This window comes from Glutamicibacter ardleyensis (genome assembly GCF_014644555.1).
Lineage (GTDB): Bacteria > Actinomycetota > Actinomycetes > Actinomycetales > Micrococcaceae > Glutamicibacter > Glutamicibacter bergerei.
Genome location: NZ_BMKX01000010.1, coordinates 103,583 through 121,363 on the forward strand (window position 1 = coordinate 103,583; position 17,781 = coordinate 121,363).

Annotated in this window: 18 protein-coding genes; 9 read left to right on the forward strand and 9 right to left on the reverse strand. The window is 56.2% G+C overall.

Features of this window, described 5'->3' with window-relative positions:
• The first annotated feature begins 77 nt into the window (after positions 1 to 77).
• On the forward strand, positions 78 to 1,415 hold the full coding sequence (locus IEX04_RS16155; RefSeq protein ID WP_188687170.1) for a sensor histidine kinase: 1,338 nt from the start codon (positions 78 to 80) through the stop codon (positions 1,413 to 1,415).
• A gap of 15 nt (positions 1,416 to 1,430) precedes the next feature.
• On the forward strand, positions 1,431 to 2,099 hold the full coding sequence (locus tag IEX04_RS16160; RefSeq protein WP_188687171.1) for a response regulator: 669 nt from the start codon (positions 1,431 to 1,433) through the stop codon (positions 2,097 to 2,099).
• 112 nt (positions 2,100 to 2,211) lie between these two features.
• Here the strand turns inward: IEX04_RS16160 and IEX04_RS16165 are convergent, their stop codons facing one another.
• Positions 2,212 to 3,690 (reverse strand): hypothetical protein, encoded by a 1,479-nt coding sequence (locus tag IEX04_RS16165; protein WP_188687172.1) that lies wholly within the window; start codon positions 3,688 to 3,690, stop codon positions 2,212 to 2,214.
• Positions 3,691 to 3,792: 102 nt separating this feature from the next.
• On the opposite strand from IEX04_RS16165, the gene IEX04_RS16170 reads away from it, so the two are divergent.
• The 3 genes from IEX04_RS16170 to IEX04_RS16180 all read left to right on the forward strand — a co-directional run bounded on the left by IEX04_RS16170 (position 3,793) and on the right by IEX04_RS16180 (position 5,817).
• Positions 3,793 to 4,929 (forward strand): LLM class flavin-dependent oxidoreductase, encoded by a 1,137-nt coding sequence (locus IEX04_RS16170; RefSeq protein ID WP_188687173.1) that lies wholly within the window; start codon positions 3,793 to 3,795, stop codon positions 4,927 to 4,929.
• A complete protein-coding gene (locus IEX04_RS16175; RefSeq protein WP_188687174.1) occupies positions 4,913 to 5,371 on the forward strand; it encodes a MarR family winged helix-turn-helix transcriptional regulator in 459 nt (152 codons plus the stop codon). The genes IEX04_RS16170 and IEX04_RS16175 overlap by 17 nt, the downstream gene beginning before the upstream one ends.
• Positions 5,372 to 5,487: 116 nt before the next feature.
• Positions 5,488 to 5,817 (forward strand): YciI family protein, encoded by a 330-nt coding sequence (locus tag IEX04_RS16180; protein WP_188687175.1) that lies wholly within the window; start codon positions 5,488 to 5,490, stop codon positions 5,815 to 5,817.
• Positions 5,818 to 5,823: 6 nt separating this feature from the next.
• On the opposite strand, the gene IEX04_RS16185 is transcribed toward IEX04_RS16180, so the two are convergent.
• Positions 5,824 to 6,300, reverse strand: a complete 477-nt coding sequence (locus tag IEX04_RS16185) for an SRPBCC domain-containing protein (RefSeq protein ID WP_188687176.1) — start codon at positions 6,298 to 6,300, stop codon at positions 5,824 to 5,826.
• A 139-nt stretch (positions 6,301 to 6,439) separates the two neighbouring features.
• Here IEX04_RS16185 and IEX04_RS19040 point away from each other — a divergent pair, with 139 nt between their 5' ends.
• Positions 6,440 to 6,565, forward strand: coding sequence for a hypothetical protein (locus IEX04_RS19040; RefSeq protein WP_268236926.1), 126 nt, complete (start codon positions 6,440 to 6,442; stop codon positions 6,563 to 6,565).
• 46 nt (positions 6,566 to 6,611) lie between these two features.
• Positions 6,612 to 7,016, forward strand: coding sequence for a hypothetical protein (locus IEX04_RS16190; RefSeq protein WP_141392924.1), 405 nt, complete (start codon positions 6,612 to 6,614; stop codon positions 7,014 to 7,016).
• A gap of 14 nt (positions 7,017 to 7,030) precedes the next feature.
• Here the strand turns inward: IEX04_RS16190 and IEX04_RS16195 are convergent, their stop codons facing one another.
• Positions 7,031 to 7,543, reverse strand: a complete 513-nt coding sequence (locus IEX04_RS16195) for a GNAT family N-acetyltransferase (protein ID WP_188687177.1) — start codon at positions 7,541 to 7,543, stop codon at positions 7,031 to 7,033.
• A 242-nt stretch (positions 7,544 to 7,785) separates the two neighbouring features.
• On the opposite strand from IEX04_RS16195, the gene IEX04_RS16200 reads away from it, so the two are divergent.
• Positions 7,786 to 9,228, forward strand: coding sequence for a D-alanyl-D-alanine carboxypeptidase family protein (locus IEX04_RS16200; protein WP_188687178.1), 1,443 nt, complete (start codon positions 7,786 to 7,788; stop codon positions 9,226 to 9,228).
• 392 nt (positions 9,229 to 9,620) lie between these two features.
• Complete coding sequence (locus IEX04_RS16210; protein WP_194446473.1) at positions 9,621 to 10,625, forward strand: hypothetical protein; 1,005 nt, start codon at positions 9,621 to 9,623, stop codon at positions 10,623 to 10,625.
• Positions 10,626 to 11,007: 382 nt separating this feature from the next.
• On the opposite strand, the gene IEX04_RS16215 is transcribed toward IEX04_RS16210, so the two are convergent.
• The 6 genes from IEX04_RS16215 to IEX04_RS16240 all read right to left on the reverse strand — a co-directional run bounded on the left by IEX04_RS16215 (position 11,008) and on the right by IEX04_RS16240 (position 17,394).
• Positions 11,008 to 11,646 (reverse strand): hypothetical protein, encoded by a 639-nt coding sequence (locus IEX04_RS16215; protein WP_188687180.1) that lies wholly within the window; start codon positions 11,644 to 11,646, stop codon positions 11,008 to 11,010.
• A gap of 148 nt (positions 11,647 to 11,794) precedes the next feature.
• Complete coding sequence (locus tag IEX04_RS16220) at positions 11,795 to 12,946, reverse strand: cysteine desulfurase family protein (RefSeq protein ID WP_096256115.1); 1,152 nt, start codon at positions 12,944 to 12,946, stop codon at positions 11,795 to 11,797.
• Complete coding sequence (gene nadC / locus IEX04_RS16225) at positions 12,943 to 13,809, reverse strand: carboxylating nicotinate-nucleotide diphosphorylase (protein ID WP_188687181.1); 867 nt, start codon at positions 13,807 to 13,809, stop codon at positions 12,943 to 12,945. Before nadC ends, IEX04_RS16220 begins: the two co-directional genes overlap by 4 nt.
• Positions 13,806 to 15,416, reverse strand: a complete 1,611-nt coding sequence (locus IEX04_RS16230; RefSeq protein ID WP_188687182.1) for an L-aspartate oxidase — start codon at positions 15,414 to 15,416, stop codon at positions 13,806 to 13,808. Before IEX04_RS16230 ends, nadC begins: the two co-directional genes overlap by 4 nt.
• Entirely contained in the window at positions 15,413 to 16,675 is a 1,263-nt protein-coding gene (nadA, locus tag IEX04_RS16235) for a quinolinate synthase NadA (RefSeq protein WP_188687183.1), read from the reverse strand. The genes IEX04_RS16230 and nadA overlap by 4 nt, the downstream gene beginning before the upstream one ends.
• Positions 16,672 to 17,394: an NUDIX hydrolase gene (locus IEX04_RS16240; RefSeq protein WP_096256111.1), complete on the reverse strand. Its 723-nt coding sequence runs from the start codon at positions 17,392 to 17,394 to the stop codon at positions 16,672 to 16,674. Before IEX04_RS16240 ends, nadA begins: the two co-directional genes overlap by 4 nt.
• Positions 17,395 to 17,781: the final 387 nt, after the last annotated feature.

Genomic DNA, 17,781 nt, shown 5'->3' on the forward strand with positions numbered 1-17,781 from the left:
TCGTCGGCACTAATGAGCCGGCTATCCCCTACCTTGGTCGGTGTCCGCCCGGTACAACGCTGAGTAGCATGTTGTACATGACTACCTCGTGGAAGCAGCCGGCACTCCTGGTCGCCTTGGCGCTCTGCGCATATCTGGTTCCGATTTCTACTAATGGAGCATGGATCCTGCTAGCTCCGGTCGCGGCGATCTGCAGCTATCTGGCAGGACGGCATGTAGCTTCATTGGCCCATGGCTTGCTGGCTTTCGGGGCGGGCCTCGTGACCGCTACGGTCACGCTGATCCTCTCCGCGCCGGTGAGCCTTTTGACCTTCGCCTTGAATATCCTGACTGGGGTGGTGCTCTTTGCGCTTTTGCCTTGGTGGATCGGCAGGGGCAGGCGCACATCATTTATCTTTCGCGCCCAGGAACGCCAGCATGTGGTGGTGCAGGCGGCGCTGCGGGAGCGAGCGCGCATCGCCGAGGCCATGCATGACCAGTTGGGCCATGACCTCGCGTTGCTCGCCTTGCAGGCCGGTGGCCTGCAGATTTCTTTGGACAAGGGAACTGCGGTCCATGAGCAGGCATCCAAGATCCGCAGCCAGGCTGACGAGGCAATAGATCATCTGCATCAGATCATCGGTGTTCTCCATGACGCTGGCGAGCGCGCACCCTTGGAACCTGCAGCCATGGCTCTTGAGCAACTCGTGGAGCAGACGAGATCTAAGGGCATGGACATCAAGTTCACCCAACTAGGTTCACCGCTAACTGCAGGGTACGGAAGCCTGCTTCATCAGGTAGCCCAGGAAGCACTGACCAATGCGGCGAAGTACGCACCTCACGCGTCAGTGGACATGGTTCTGGACAGCCGAAGCGACCCGACGATACTTCGTATTTCCAATCCATTGACGGGCCAGGTGCCAACAGCCCGAACAGGCGCCACCGGGCTCGCCTCGCTGCGGACAGCACTTGAAGCGCACGGTAGCTCGCTGCGCATTAACCAATCCGGAAAACACTTCGAGCTCGTCGCTCTGATGGCGCAGCCGAAGCAGGGTGACTCAGTACCGGCCCAGCAGTTACCGGTGAAACGTCGAAGCCGGCTAGCCATCATCTTATTGCCGGTCCTCGCCGTGGTGGTCATAGCCGGCGGTCTCTTGCTGCTTCAAGATGCCACGTACCGGTCAACGGCTCTGCACCCCACGGATTTCCACGACCTATCAATCGGCATGACCCGCGCTGAGGTAAACCAGATTGTCCATGCCAAAGGACTGGATGATCCGCTGCCCGTACTCGATATCCCAGCACCGCCGGCCGAGTCTCAATGCCGCTACTACGCCGCACGTACCGGGCTGCTGGATCTGGGCAGTGAAATGTTCTGGCTCTGCTTTACCGGCGACTCGCTGGTTTCCGCCGATCACCTGTATCCAAGACGCTGAACCGAGGAACCACTGATGACAATGGCTTCACCTATCAGCATCTTGCTGGTCGACGACGATGCGTTGATCCGCGCCGGGCTGCGCGCAATCCTGGCCAGCGACCAGCAGATTTCCATCATCGGCGAGGCAGAAAACGGAGTGCGCGCCATTGCGTTGGCTAAGCGATTGAACCCAGCGGTGATCCTCATGGATATCCGCATGCCGCAACTTGATGGACTCGGCGCCATGGAAGGCATATTGCAGGGGAATCCTGAAGCCAAGGTGCTGATCCTGACCACCTTCGGCGAGGAAGAGTACATTGACCGCGCGATGACCGGCGGCGCCGCAGGGTTCATGCTCAAAAGCTCCGGACCCGACGAGCTGCTGGGTGGGGTCCATGCGGTGGCCGAGGGCGCCGCAGCTCTTTCCCCACGCATAGCCCGGCGGGTCATCGAGAAGGTGCGCGGGATCAATACCGCTTCGCACTCCCAGGCCAAAGAGCTGGTACAAGAGCTGACCCCTCGCGAGCAGCAAGTCCTCGCCCTCGTTGGTGCGAGCCTCACCAACGCAGAGATTGCTATCCAGCTCGTGCTCAGCGAGGCGACGGTCAAGGGGCATATGACCGCTGTCTTGCTCAAGCTCGGAGCGCGTAACCGGGTGGACGCAGCATTGATTGCCTACAGGGCTGGAATTGTGAGCTCCTGAAATACTGCGTCCGCCTGACTCGTTTACGCGATAATTCGAAACGTCTTCGGCTGAACCGCGTGCAATTCTGCGATGAAGCTATAGACACGTATGGGCAAAACTCTCCCAAGGCTTAAAACGTGTCGCTATCCAACCCAGATTCTGAAGCATCTTTTTCGTCGCGAACTTCTATTCCAACGTCTTTCGCAGTTTCCCTACTTGAACGCTTGGAGGCGAACTTAGACTTGAATTTTCCCGTTGTATTTTCTGCGAAACCACGCAGCTTACTTTCTGGTGCGGAAGCGGAATTTGCCGCATCCACTTCTTCTCCCCCATTGGTCTTTCCAGCACTGCGGGAAACGGCATTCTTCACCGACGACATCGCTTTCTTTACGCTGGTTTTCGCTCGCGCTTCGTCCGGGATCCCGTCGCCGTCAAGATCCACGGCACGAAAGAAATCGACCGTTCCCGAGGCGGCATCCCTTGCAGAAGACCCTGCATTATCAAGGGCAATCGAGACGCGGGATTTTTTAGCTTCTTTTTCCACATCAAGTTCTGCCAAGGCACGAAGATAAGCTGCGGCATCTACATTCGGTGGCGGCAGCATTCTCAGGTGCTTCTGGAGCCGTTGTGACTGGGAACCCAATACGACAAAAGTCATGCCGCCGGAGATCACTCCGCCAACCACAGGGACAACCTTGCTGACAGATTTGGCAAAGCTCTGCTTCGTGATATTTATGCCAATGATCCGCAGGGTCTTTTTCATTGGGGTGTACCAAAGCGTCTTAGTAAGCGCGACACGGGCAATATTGCGTTCGATGGCAGGTGCAGCCACCCTGGCAGCGAAGGTGTTTAGCGACGCGCTTGCGCCTCCGACCTTCATCATCACTCCTAGGAACGTCGCCAGCAATCCCAGCGTTTCGTCATCAATATCTTCGGCATCTTCGAGGAAGGACTGCCAGCCATAGACGTACGCAAGTTTCTGCATGACACGGAATGCGTGAACATAGAACTGCGTAATGTCGGCCGGAATAGTGCCTATCATCGCAAACCCGCCCGGCAATCCGGCAAAGAATGACAAGGATGTGGATTTTCGCGTTTCAAAGTCAATGGCGCTTCGCGCGATGTCGTCTAGAACGCTAATTGATACCCCAGATCCCGCCGGCGTCCCCTCAATCGCGCCCGCAATTTGCTCAGGCGAGAACCCCCGTTTATGCAGCTCGGCTTTGAGGAATTGCTTACGATCAATCCTGACGCCACGAAGGCGCAAGATCTTTTTCATGAACATGGTGGCGAACTGTTCGGCTTCCCGATTCTGCTCGTCGGTCAGATCCTTCAAGCCCTCTTCGGGATTTTCATCTTCAATTACCGAATCAAATTCTTTTACTTCAACACTGGCTTCAATGAGATCCTGATCTTCAACTACAATTTCGTTTTCGTTTTCGTTCGCCACGCCAAATACCACCCATAAATCGACAGTTGTGAATGAAAACAACCATAGCCGTTGATAGTGACATTTAGTCCACACCTCATGCATATGACCGGCGTCCACACGTGCTGCAGCCATATCTGCCAGGTTTTCATGCCAAAGACGTACCGTGTTCGACGCCATACCTTTTTCTCGGGAATATTTGACACGTCAACTTGTTATTACATGCATACGCATATAAATTAGAGGTAAGCGCAAAATGTACCTCAACACCAAGGAGTGGGCATGCAATTCGGAGTCTTTTCAGTCAGCGACATTACCCGCGATCCAACCACCGGTAAGATCCCTACCGAAAAAGAGCGTATCGACGCCTCGGTAGCTATCGCTAAAAAGGTCGAAGAAATCGGCATGGATGTCTTCGCTATCGGCGAGCACCACAACCGCCCATTCTTCTCATCCTCCCCCACCACTACACTGGCCTACATTGCCGCGCAGACCGAACGCATTATCCTTTCCACCGCGACCACGTTGATCACCACCAACGACCCAGTGAAGATCGCTGAAGACTTCGCGATGCTGCAGAACCTTTCCGGAGGCCGTGTTGATCTGGTTCTGGGACGCGGCAACACCGGACCGGTCTACCCATGGTTCGGTAAGAACATGCAGGACTCGGTGAACCTGACGGTAGAGAACTACAACCTACTGCGCCGCCTCTGGGATGAAGACGTAGTCAACTGGGAAGGAAAGTTCCGCACCCCGCTGCAGAACTTCACCTCTACCCCACGTCCACTAGATGATGTGGCACCATTCGTCTGGCACGGCTCCATCCGCACCCCACAGGTTGCAGAGATCGCCGCGTATTACGGCGACGGATTCTTTGCCAACAACATCTTCTGGCCAAAGGAACACTACAAGCAGCTCATCGACCTCTACCGTGAGCGTTACGAACACTACGGCCACGGAAAAGCACACCAGGCCGTGGTTGGCTTAGGTGGCCAGTTCTACATGGCCAAGGATTCCCAGCAGGCAGTCAAGGAATTCCGCCCCTACTTCGACAACGCCCCGGTCTACGGCAATGGCCCATCAATGGAAGACTTCACCGCACAGACTCCGCTGACTGTGGGCTCCCCACAGCAGGTACTGGAAAAGACCTTGAGCTTCCAGGAGTACTTCGGCGACTACCAGCGCCAGCTCTTCCTGATTGACCACGCAGGTCTTCCACTCAAGACCGTGCTGAACCAACTGGATATGTTCGGCGAGTACGTACTACCGGAGCTGAAGAAGGAAATGGCCTCCCGTGCAGCTCCTGATATCGCGCAGGCACCAACTCACGCCGGACGCGTGGCTGCCCGCAACGCTAAACTGGTAGTTGAGCAAGCCAACGTCGCTAAGGAGCCAGAAGTCAGTGACCGGGACCAGTAACACCCAAGCAACGCTGAAGGTCACCACAGATGCGTGGGAGGCGCTCTTTCGAGCACAGGTCGCGGTGATGAGGCAGATTACCACCATGCCTGAATTCGCGAAGCTCTCACTGCGCGAGTACGACGTACTGTTCAACCTGCGCCATGCTCCGGAAAATGAAACCCGGCTAGTTGACCTGAATAAGCACCTGCTGATCTCCCAGCCGAGCTTGAGCCGGATGATCACCCGACTCGAAGAGCGCGGGCTGGTCAGCCGCTGCACCGACCCCACCGATCAGCGCGCCAGCCGGCTGAAGCTCACCGAAGCTGGTTTGTCCATGCAGCAGGAAATCGGCCGTGCCCACGTCAAGCAGTTGCACCTGTTGTTAGGTGAGGCGATGAGCGAAGAAGAATTCATTGAACTGCAGCGTTTGAGCACGAAGCTACACAACGCGGTGGAATAGACGCCACGCTTCAAGGGGCTATCAGTTCATTCAGAATTGGTAGCCCTTTGGTGTTGGACAACAATCAGGATCAGGTAACGTCGGTGGCAACCAGACCACGACGCGAAGGAGTCCTCGTGAACAATGCAACCCACCTACTGATCCACCGCTACCTCCCGGGCACCGGACCGCAACCACCAAGCGAAGAATTCCACGCAGAAATGCTCCAGTGGGAATCGCTGGATACGGCGCTGAAAGCCGATGATATCCTCATCTCGTCTTTCGCCGTCCAGGACCGCGGGATAGTTTGCTCGCTCGATTCAACCAATAAGCTGGACACCGATGCCGAAATCATCTTTGCGGTGCATGCTATCAAGGTGGCCGGGGAACAACAGGCACAGGAAATCGCCCGGCGCATGCCCCACCTGTCCTACGGCAGCGTGGAAATTCGTCCGTTGATGGAGTAGCAAGAGTTATTTGTAGAAACCTTCACGCAGGTTGATTCCGTGCTCCAGCCAGATCTTCATGGCAGCTAGCGTCCCGGTCCACCCCTCGCAGTTACCGAAGGCGCCAGTCAGCCCCTGCGGCGTGGAAAGCCACCCTGCTTCGGTGGTCTTCACCTTGGTGCGTGTTGCCTCAGCTACGGGATGGAATTCGAAGGTGACGGTATTCATTCCGTCATCCGCTGCCACCCACTCCCCTGCCCATTTTAAGACGATCTTCTTATCCTGGATGTTTTGGATTACCTGCACCGGGAAACGATCGGGAAAATCGTGAAAGTCCCAGGTCACTTCGGCCCCTACTTCTAAACGCCCTTTGGCCCCTCCGGTGGTGAAGTAGAAGGAGAGCTGGTCTGGGTCTGCGACGGCTCCATACACTTCATGACAGGTTTTCGAAATGTGTCCACTAACTGTGAAGGACAGCGGTTCGGATGGCTGGGGAGTTTCCATAATGCAATATCTACCGCGTGCCTCCAGTAGCCGTCAACGACGTTGAGCCGGGTCTTTCCCTTCAGTTCCCAGATTCCGTGCCGCGTACCGTTCACCGGATTCATCCGGAGCACAGCGGCTATCCGCAGGAGCCCTACTCATGGCACTGCAACAAGACCTTGGATTCTTTCTTGCCGCCATCAATCAGATTATTCACCTAATAAACTTTTGCTTCTTGGATGGCGATGAACAAGATCCGCCGCCTAGCTTGCTAGATTCCAAATAGCGAAGTTGTCAGCCTTACCGCAGCGGCGTCACCCATCGATGCCAGCATGAAGGTAACACCAGTGAATATTGTGGACACGATCTCCGTCATCGGTGAAATTCTTGCGTGGATCGGGCTCGGACTTGGCCTGCTCTGCCTGCTCCTAGCGCAACGACAAAAGAAATTGAAGGCCGGTACCGAATACCTTGATGCCTTCGTTTTCACCGAAGGAAATCAGACATCCATCCGTTGGATGGCACCGGACGGGATGCATGAACGGCAGCTGACTTACACTGAACGCCGCTCCATGGAATGCGGCTGGCAAACGGTCCTCGTGGACAGCAAAACCCACAGCCGGCTGGTGCGCCACGATCCACAGGAATCTTTGGAGATCTTTTCCGTGCTCGCTAAGTTCCTGCTGGGTGCCGGCGTGCTAGGTTTTGCGCTGTCTTGGTTATCGATCTTCGACTGATCACCGCGCGCACTTCAGCAGCCGAATGGAGCCGCGTAGCGATAGTGGCCGGTAGGAAGCGACCGTTCGTCAAAGACCCGAACCATGAAGTGATCGCCCCAGACAGGATCCGAGGGAATGATGCCGCGGCTAACGGCCGGCTCGTAGCCAAAACGCTGATAATAACCCGTCGCCCCGAGCAGTACGATGCCCGACACATGCTCACTCTCGGCGCGGTCGGAAATGGCCTGCATCAGCGCAGTACCGGCTCCCTTGCCCTGATACTCGGGTGCCACCGTCAACGGACCTAGACCCAGCAGCTTGTGCTTGCCATCTACTGTTCCCCAGGTGGCAATCACGTGGGCGATGACGGTGTTACCGTTCGTGGCTACTAGTGAAAACGCCGGCGAATAGCCGTCGCATTCGAAGAGTTGCTGAACCAATCCGACTTCGCTTGGCTCAACCAGGTGATCGTCTTTGCTGAAGGCCGCATGCGTCACAGCATAAATTCCTGCTCTGTCGTCGAAGACTTCTTGCCTGATCTGCATGTTGGTAACTTACCAAAATTGAAGCTCAGATGAAGACTCGTTTCTTTGTTGGACTTTGCGCCCCGACTCAAGTACGAGCATCAGAAAACCGAGTCCTACCAGTGAATTTATAAACTTTTCCGCGAACAGCTCCCACTAATCGTCTGAAGAACGTTTCAAAACGAGTCAAGATTTCCCTTGTCTCACGAGCCCAAAGAGTGGTCGAATGGAGCATCATCACTTGGACAACGGAGTAACTTCAGATGCCCAAATACTTTGGCCCAAAGATTTTCACTGCCATGGCGCTCGGAGCCGCACTTTCCTTAGGAACCCTTCCGAGCCCGGCCATAGCTGCCGGGCAATCAGCAACGGTGCATTCAGTAACCTCGATGGCCACCGCTTCGTCGATAGCACCGGCGAGCGCAAACTCGATATCCGTCGCGGCCGCACGGAAACTGGACCGCAACCCGAGCCACCTTGATGTATTCGTCAACAAAAGCTACCCGCTGAAGCCGGCGAGATACACACCCAAGACCAGCACGGTCAGCGGCACCGGCATTCGCCTTCGCCCGGAAGCCGCTGGGGCCTACAACAAAATGGTGAAGGCAGCCAAGAAGTCCGGTGTCCGGGTCAAACTAATCAGTGGCTACCGGTCATACAACCGTCAGGCACAACTGTTTAACCAATACTCCAGGATGTACGGCAAGAAGTATGCCGAACGCATCTCGGCCAAGCCTGGAACCAGCGAGCATCAGACCGGACTCGCCGCCGACGTAGGAAACTACAACGGTGCCTGTGCGCTGCAGTCCTGTTTCGAAGGCACTCCCGTGGGAAAGTGGATGAAGAAAAATGCCCATAAGTATGGGTTCATCCTGCGCTACCCAAAGGGCCAGGAATCGGTCACCGGTTACGCCTACGAACCATGGCATTTCCGCTACGTCGGTACTTCCCTAGCCAAGTCCTACAAGAATTCGGGCGCTAAAACCTTCGAGCACTTCCATGGGGTGGCCTCGACCAAGAAGAACAGCCCTAAAACCGTGAAGGGCACCGCTAAGACCACGGCGAATCTGAATATGCGCTCCGGCGCCGGCGCCGGCAACCGGGTCATTCTCACCATCCCGCGGGGCAAGAGCGTCAAGTTGACCGGATCCAAGAAGTCCGGCTGGTACCAGGTCACCTATAAGTCGAAGACCGGATGGGTCTCCGGAACGTATTTGAGCAATGTTTCGATGCCTAAGTCCGAAACGAAAAAGAAAGAAACCAAGAAGCCTTCCCCTAAGCCGAACAGCTCGTCAAAGAAAACGACTGCCAACCTAAATATGCGCGCTGGGGCCGGCACCAGCAACCGCGTCATTCTGACCATTCCAAAGGGCAAGACGGTCAAGGCCACCGGGAAAACCAAGTCCGGTTGGCTGCAGGTGACGTACAAGTCCAAGACCGGATGGGTCTCCGGCACCTACCTGAGCAATACCTCGACGCCAAAGAAGTCGAAGCCTAAGACCGAAAGCTCCCCGAAGAAAAAGGTCAAGACTAAAACGACCACCGCGAACTTGAATATGCGTACCGGAAACAGCACCAAGAAACAGGTCGTTTTGACCATTCCAAAGGGGAAGAAGGTCGAAATCATCGGCTCAAAGAAGTCCGGCTGGTATCCGGTGAAGTTCAAGTCGAAGAAGGGTTGGGTTTCGGGTACTTACCTGAAGTAGGAAGAGCAGTTGCTCTCCACCTCATTTTTATGACGCAGTGGCCTCGGCATATGCCGAGGCCACTGACCATCAAGACGTTATTTTAGGTATGGCGCGCTAAATGGCGACGACACGGATATTCGTTGACACGCGAACGCCACGTAGATACAACAGCCATTTTGCCGTAATCAAAAGTCGAGAATAAACGCCGCCTACTGCGGCTTCGACAAACCTAGCGTTTGGTGCACCGTGCGCTTTAAATCATCAATGGCACAATCGTCCACCACATACCCAGTGAACTCCCAGTAATTGTCAGAGTGGCGGGCCACAAGCCGCACAGCTCTCTCATACAATTGCGAATAATGGCGGTCTCAGTAGGAGATTCTGTCTGCATAAACTCTGGGGGTTGCTCAATGAGCGTTCAAAAAGTAAGTCACAAGACTAAGTGGGCTGGCTTAACACTCGCCACGGCCATGCTGCTCGCAGGCTGCAGTGCGAATTCAGCCACGGAACCAACAGAACCGTCCGCAAATTCAACCTCACCAAGCGCGGAGGCCGCAGCCGAGACAAATTCCGGCTCCCCTGCTGCGACAGCTACTTCTGCCACACCAACGGCTTCTCCAACCCCAGCCGAGGTGACATGGGCGAAACACAAGTTCGCCAACGAGAACTTCCAGATCGAGCTTCCGTCCAATTGGAAGATCGAGACGATCAAGCCGGACCAGTATCAGTTAGTGAAAGACATGACCGCAAGCTTCAACATCGTCTCTGAAAATGGACGCGACCTCGCAGAGGTACGCACCGGATACCCAGAAGTCTTTGACCTCACCGTACGTCCGACCACTGAAGAAAACACACTTATCGATTCGACGCCGGACCCTGCCCACAAGATGATGAACTACGCATTTATCTCATATAACGGTTCACCGAATGAAGCATGGATGATGCTCACAGCAATTGAACCTGAAATTACACCAATATGGGAAGCTCCTCTTGATGGTCCTGTCTACACCGGTGGAACAGGACTTTTCCAGGGAAAGCTCGATAATAAAGCAGTGCTTCCAAGTGTAGACCCAGCACTAAAAGGCACCAAGCGATTCAAGGCTTACACCAAGACCGCCGAGTACAAGGATCTTAAAAAGACCATGCTGTCTTTCAAGCAGCTGAAAGCCGCACCAGCTGAACAAGAAGCTACTGGCGGTAACTGCGTAGGCGCTCAGTACACTTATGATCTCGGCGATTCAGACATGTCCTGCGATGAAGCCAAGGCCTTCTTCTCGCAGATCCTCAAGCAGCCGATAAGTACTGGTGCTGCGGAAATTATGGGTGTCGGTGCTTGCATGATGCCGTTCGATACAGACCCTGGCTACTGCAACATTGATGCCTCCGGCGGCAAATTCACCGTCACCAAAAAATAGCTCAGTTCATCCCTTGCTGCGTGTCAGGCATGCCGGGCTTAGGTAAGCCGCCTGGTACGCAATAACATCCAACGAAACCACGTGATTTCGCTGTTGCTAACGGATGGTGTCTATGTTTAGCACTTCTGGAAACTACTACTGTCGACGCGATCTAACTAAAACTAGTCCACAGTAGCCCAGTCATCTCACTACTACATTTATCAGTGATTCGACACCCACGGGCATACTTTGGTAAGCACGACGCCATTATTGTGACCAGCATCGGCTTGCCCTAAGACGGGTCGAACCTGGGTCTTCTTCTTATTGACTACCTTGCTGTGCCGATAAAAACTGCCGCGGAGCGACGCCCTGACGGAGGCGCTCCGCGGCAGCCGTTTTACAACTATCGAGATAGCTGAAGTTGCTCGTCCAAGATAGACTTCACAACCGTCTTGTATCGTTCAATGTTCGATACGGATCTTGCGGAGTCAGGTCCAAAGATCTCGTTATAGTATCTAGAAATATTACCGTTATTGGCTCCCGAATAGTGCGGGAGAAGGATTACCTTGCCAGGATACTTTCGTTCTGCCGCAAGCTGTTGAATCAATTGGTGAGCTTGCTTTCCCAAAACTAGAAATGTCGGGTTGGTAGCACCTAGGCCACGGACTTCTTCCAACAACGCGTCAAAGTCAGAAGACTTTGGAATTGCCTTTGTTGCATCAGGGTCAAAGATATCCTTAACCAGATCCGTCATGTAAGCGCCCCACACCGGGGTGCCACGTAGCGCTTCACCCAGCAGATGGTCGTTTGACTTTACGCTTGTATGGAAGTTTGGTGGGCCGTCAATTTCTCGTTTACTCCCACGGTTCAAGGCAACTACTACAACGTCAGTATGAAGGACGTCCAGTAGCGACTCGTCGTCGGCAGGAAAATGCAGGTTATCTCCTGAGATGGGCAATGATCCAGAAGGATCACCCCACACCGCCCAAGTCCCGTGTTCGCTGTCTCGGCTTTTCTTGTACAGATGAGAGGAAATCGTCATCCTTCAGTCTCTCCTTCAGTTCTCAGAACATTGTCTAAGCGCCTAGTCAACGTTTAAGCATCACCATATCGAGAAAGAAGAAAGGAATGTCGACAAATCACATAAATTACCCTTTTCCGAACAACTCCGGACAAGGATTTACTTACCGCTATTTTTCTTTGGACACCAAGCTGGTCACCGTGGCCACCAGCGCGCTGGCCACCTGGCTGAGCTCGTTTTCCTTGATTCCCCGGCCGAACGATAAGCGCACCGCGGTGTGGGCAAGTTCTGCTTCATATCCCATTGCGACCAGCACGGCCGACGGGTCAGTACTTCCAGCTGAACAAGCAGAACCAGAAGAGCACAGCACACCACGTCGTTCAAGCTCAATGAGCACCGTCTCCCCTGCTGTACGCGGGAAAACGAAGGAAACGATTCCGCCCACACGCTGTTGTTCGTGGCCGGTCAACTTCACTAGCCCCTCACCCTTGGCGTTCAGCTGCTTGGTAATTCGTTCAATCAGGTAGCGGCCGTAGCCATCACCGGTGCCGGCATTGCGTTGCTCGGCGCAAACTTGCAAGGCTCGTGCGATTCCCACCGCAGCTGCGGGGTTCTCGGTACCGGAACGCACCCCGCCCTGCTGGCCGCCACCGTGCAGCAATGGCACCAGCGGGTATTGGTTGGAAAAGTAAAGAACTCCGCTGCCCTTGAGCGCACCGATCTTATGCCCGGAGAGGCTCAGCGCATCTACCTGTGTTGCGAGTTCGGCCAGGTCCAGCCAGCCGGCAGCCTGCACGGCGTCGGTGTGCATCAGCGCACCGGCCGCACGAGCCAGCCCGGAGATCTGCGCGAGCGGCTGGATGGTCCCCACCTCGTTGTTCACGGCCATGACCGAAACCACCGCAACGTGCTCATCGATGAGTTTCGCCGCTTGCTCAAGATCTACCAAGCCGGCGTAGTCCACCGGAATAACCCGGTGTTCAAATCCGTGGAATTGCACCAAATAGGCGCAGGCCTCCAGTACCGCAGGATGCTCAATGGAGCTTGTCACCACAACTTTGCCGCGGGGGCTGCCCAGCGCTGCGCCGATAATTGCGGTGTTATCCGCTTCGGTACCACCGGAGGTGAAATAGATTTCATTTGTCTGCACATCTAAGCACCCGGCAACTTGTGCACGAGCCCAATCGTTGGCGCGTTTGGCCTGATGTCCCTGCTCATGAAGCGAGGCGGGGTTGCCGAAGTTGCTGGTCAGCAGCGGGGTCACCAGGTCCAGCACCTCTTGGCGAGGCGGCGCGGTGGAGGCCGCATCCATATAGATCATGCAACAACCATATCGAGGCCAAGGTCAATGGCTTGCACCGAGTGGGTGATGGCGCCCGAAGAAATAATGTCCACACCGCTCTGCGCAATCGCGGCCACGGTATCGGCTCGCACATTGCCGCTGGCTTCGATAATTGCTTGCCCGTTGATCAGCTTGATTGCTGCCGGCAAGTCAGCCACAGCGAAGTTGTCCAACATGATGATGTCTACCCCGGCGGCGAGCACCGCGGGGATCTGCTCGATGGAATCAACTTCCACCTCCATCGCGGTGGTGTGGCCCAACCGGGCACGCACCGCCTGCAACGCACTGGTCAACTCTTCACCGTCATCCAACAAGGCCAGGTGATTGTCCTTAGCCATAAACGCTTCGGAAAGATTATCGCGGTGGTTTACTCCCCCGCCGCAACGCACCGCGTAGCGTTCCAAGACTCTGAGCACCGGAGTAGTTTTTCGGGTATCGGCAATCCTTGCCTTGGTATGGGAAACCAAGGTGACCAGCTCGCGCGTGGCCGTGGCAATGGCGCTCATCCGCTGCAACAGGTTCAACGCCACACGTTCGGCGGTCAGCACCGAGGCCGCGGGACCTGTGACGGTCAGCAACCTGTCGCCAACTTCAAATTCTTGGCCTTCCTTCACCAGCTGGACCACATGGATTTCCGGGTTGATCATCGTCATGGCCCGGGCGAACACGGTTCCGCCTGCAAGCACGCCGGCTTCCCGTGCGCGTACCGCGGCGGTGGCTTTGGCGCCGGCGGGCACGATGGTGTCCGCGGTGATATCTCCGCGCGGATTATCCTCTGCGAAGGCGAACTCTAGAATGCGGTCGATTGCAGCGGTGGGCACCGGGTGGATTACTTGGTTCACGCGTTGATTTCCTTGCTCTGTGTCCGGTTATCGCTCCGCTTGGTCTGCGCCAGCCGGAAGCCGTATCGAATGGCGGCCTGTTGGCCGTCTTGTGCATCAAGTCGGTGATGCGCCCCAAGGCTACTCGTTCGCCTAATCGCACCTTGAGTGATGATCCTTGCGGTGATCCAGAGGTTTGTCAGCTCGGCCAGTTCGCGCCGGCCTTGGGCTACCGGGGCACTGCTTTCAAGCACACTACGCAAGGATTGTAGTCCTTGCCCTGTACGGTGCACGCCGAGGTGTTCGCTGGCCAGTGTCTGGAGTTGGTGTAGCTCCAACGGGGCGTCGTTTTTTGCCGGCGGAAGCTCGCTCAGTTGCAGCTGTGAGGTGTCGCAAACGCGGCCGGCTTGATCAGTAATCATGGCTCGCACCGCTTGACGTGCGAAGACCATAGCTTCGAGCAGCGAGTTGCTGGCCAGACGGTTGGCACCATGCACCATGGTGTTTGCGCATTCGCCGGCCGCATAGAGTCCTGGCACACTACTGCGCCCCTTAGTGTCGGTATGGATTCCGCCCATCCAATAGTGCTGAGCTGCCACCACCTCAATGGGTTGCGCCGCCAGATCCAGTCCGGCCGCCTTCAGCCGTGCGCTAATGGAAGGGAAACGGCGTGTCAAAAATCCTGCACCTTGTTTTTGTTCCACCGCCCTGGCATCGAGGAACACCCGGTGTCCTGCAAGGTTTTGTCCGTGAATCGCACGGGCCACCACATCCCTGGGCGCAAGTTCTGCCAACTCATGGATGGCCGGCATGAACCGGTCACCGGATTCGGTGACCAGAATTGCTCCCTCACCACGCACCGCCTCGCTGATCATCCCGGCCTGCGGGTACTTGAGTGGATCCACCAGCGTGGGATGGAACTGGATGAACTCAGCGTCGGCAATGACCGCTCCGGCCCGAGCAGCCAGCCCGATGCCATCCGCTGTGGCGCCGGCCGGGTTGGTGCTTGCAGTAAAAAGCGATCCCAGTCCCCCGGTAGCCAGCAGCACCGCGTCGGTCTCGAGCACCAGTTCCTGATCATCGTGCAGGTAGCTCACGCCGCGCAGTTGGTCATCAGCAAATTCGAGCCCGTTCGCCAGCGCGTACTCAATAATCTCCAGCTGCCCGGCCTTGTGAGCCAAGCGCACCGCCTGACGTAGCGCATCAATCAGTCCTGCACCTGTGGCGTCCCCGTCCACGTGCAGAATTCGGTGGGCACTATGCGCGGCTTCAAGACCCAGCTGGTAGCTTCCATCCGCGTTGGCATCAAAATTCACCGCGTAGTCTTCGAGCGTCGCGACCAGCTCACCGGCCGCAGCGCACATCAGCTGCACCGCATTCACACCGCAGTGCCCGGCCCCAGCTTTCAGCGTGTCCGCCACATGCGCTTGGACGCTATCTCCGGCGGCTACGCCCTGAACAGTGACCGCCGAGAGTCCGCCCTGGGCGAGCTTGCTGTTTCCATCGCCCAGTGCGTCTTTGGTCAGCACCGTCACCTGCGAACCGAGACGCACGGCTTCCAACGCGGCGCTCAGTCCCGCCACCCCGGATCCGATAATGACTAAATGACGCCCGGTGGTTTTGGTCATGGCTTGGCCGCGAGCATACGCTCCAGCGCGATTTTTGCATCACCCTGCTGATTTTCTGGGACCTGGATCCGGTTGACCACGCGCCCGGCCACGAGCTCTTCCAAAACCCAGGCAAGGTAGCCCGGGTGAATGCGGTACATCGTGGAGCAGGGGCAGATCACCGGATCCAGGCAAAAGATCGTGTGCTGCGGGTATTCGGACGCCAGACGGTTGACCATGTTGATCTCGGTACCAATGGCAAAAACTGTTGGTTCCGTGGCATCTGCGATAGCCCGGCGGATGTAGTCAGTGGATCCAGCTTCGTCAGCGGCGTCCACCACTTCCATAGGGCACTCGGGGTGCACAATGACACGCACACCAGGGTAATCCTCGCGGGCCTTGGTTATCTGGGCCGGGTTGAAGCGTTTGTGCACGGAGCAGAATCCGTGCCACAAAATCACCTGTGCTTCGCGCATAGTTTCTTCGCTGTTTCCACCCAGTGCTTTGCGTGGGGTCCACATTGGCATCTTTTCCAATGGCACGCCCATGGCCTTCGCGGTATTGCGTCCTAGGTGCTGGTCAGGGAAGAACAGGACGCGGCGGCCACGTTCAAAAGCCCATGCAAGCACCGTCGCGGCATTGGAACTGGTGCAGACGAGTCCGCCATTTTTTCCTACGAATGCCTTGAGTTCTGCAGAGCAATTCATATACGTCACGGGAATGACAGGCATCCGCCCATCATCTGGCTCATCCTTATACAGCTCGGACAGCTCATCCCAGCACTGCTGGACACTGGGCCCATCCGCCATATCGGCCATGGAACAGCCCGCGGCCAGGTTGGGCAGGATGACTGCTTGCTCAGGCTTGGAAAGAATGTCTGCGGTTTCTGCCATGAAGTGCACACCACAGAATATGATCGCTTCGGCCTTATCGCGGGTCTGTGCCGCATTGGCCAGCTGGAAGGAGTCCCCTACAAAATCCGCATACTGCACAACCTCGTCACGCTGGTAGAAGTGGCCGAGGATCACCGCGCGCTCGCCTAAGGTTTCGCGGGCGGCGCGAATTCGGGTGTCTAATTCTTCATCGCTGGCGCGCTTGTATTCTTCGGGTAGCCCACCCTGCACCGGGTATCCGGTGGGAATATTGTCTTCCTGTGAGGCACCAGGACCGTAGCCGGCTGGGGTATCCCATGGGTTGGTTGCCAGATCCGTGGAGCACGTGGAATCTGGCGCCAAAAGAGTGAGCCGGGTAATGGTCGAGGAGAGAGTCTGTTCGCTCATTTGCTGGTGTCTACTTCCATGGGATCGGGGCCGTGTCCGAGATACCGGTACAGCCGTGGCGGCCTGTGCTTGCCGCCTGCTAAATATTCGTCGGTGGCCTCGATCGAGGCGGTGTTTTTTAATTGCCGGCGAAAGTTCGCCGGGTCAAGTTCTTTGCCGAGAATGGCTTCGTAGACCAGCCGCAACTGGGCGAGGGTGAATCTTTCGCCCAGTAGTCGGTGAGCGATCTGCCCATACTCGGTTTTATTCGCTAAACGCCACAACGCGTAGTCCACGATTTTTCGGTGGTCAAAGGCCATCTCTGCAATCTGTGGATCATCGACACCAAACCATGCGACGTTTTCATCCGGTACACGGGTACCTACCTCGTCGATGTTCACCAAAGCGAAGTACGCAATGGTCACCAGCCGGTGGGTTGGCGAACGGCTGATGTCACCAAAGGTGTAGAGCTGTTCTAGGTACTTCGGGTGCAGTCCGGTGGTCTCTGCCAAGGTGCGTCCTGCGGCCTGGCCCAAGGATTCGCGTGAGCCAACCGGCCCACCGGGTAATGCCCAGAGCCCGGCATGCGGTTGGCGTATCCGCCGTACCAGTGGCAGGCAGAGTTTGCCCGGTCCGCCTTCTGGATCGCGCCGGATTCCGAGGATTACCGTGGAAACCGCCAAGGCGGGCGGCAGATTGCGCCGCTCGTCGACGTTGGCCCATCCGGGTACCGATGACATGTTCTACGTTCTTTCGCCAGTGTTCTGGGGGTGCGAGGTTGCCGCATTCCAGTTCGTTAGAGTCATTCTGACATTAACTGGAATCATACGCGAGCCACATCACGTTTCAGGCCGCGCAGTGCCACGTAATATGTGTCAAAGGGTAGGTGCTCGAAACACAACTCGGCTCATAAAACACCGGCTGATCTGAGTGGCGCCACCCATCGGCGAAGCCTTTCCGCTATCCAAATCCACCGAAGAAATATTTCTTCAACCGGTGCCGTCAGTCCTCATCACACGTCTACGAAGAGTTCGATATCCAGAGCAAATATGTGTATTCGTCTACAGACCCGTGTACTTTTACCTCGCTTTCTCCGCAATCCTCGGCCAAGGACAGTTAGGCGAGGC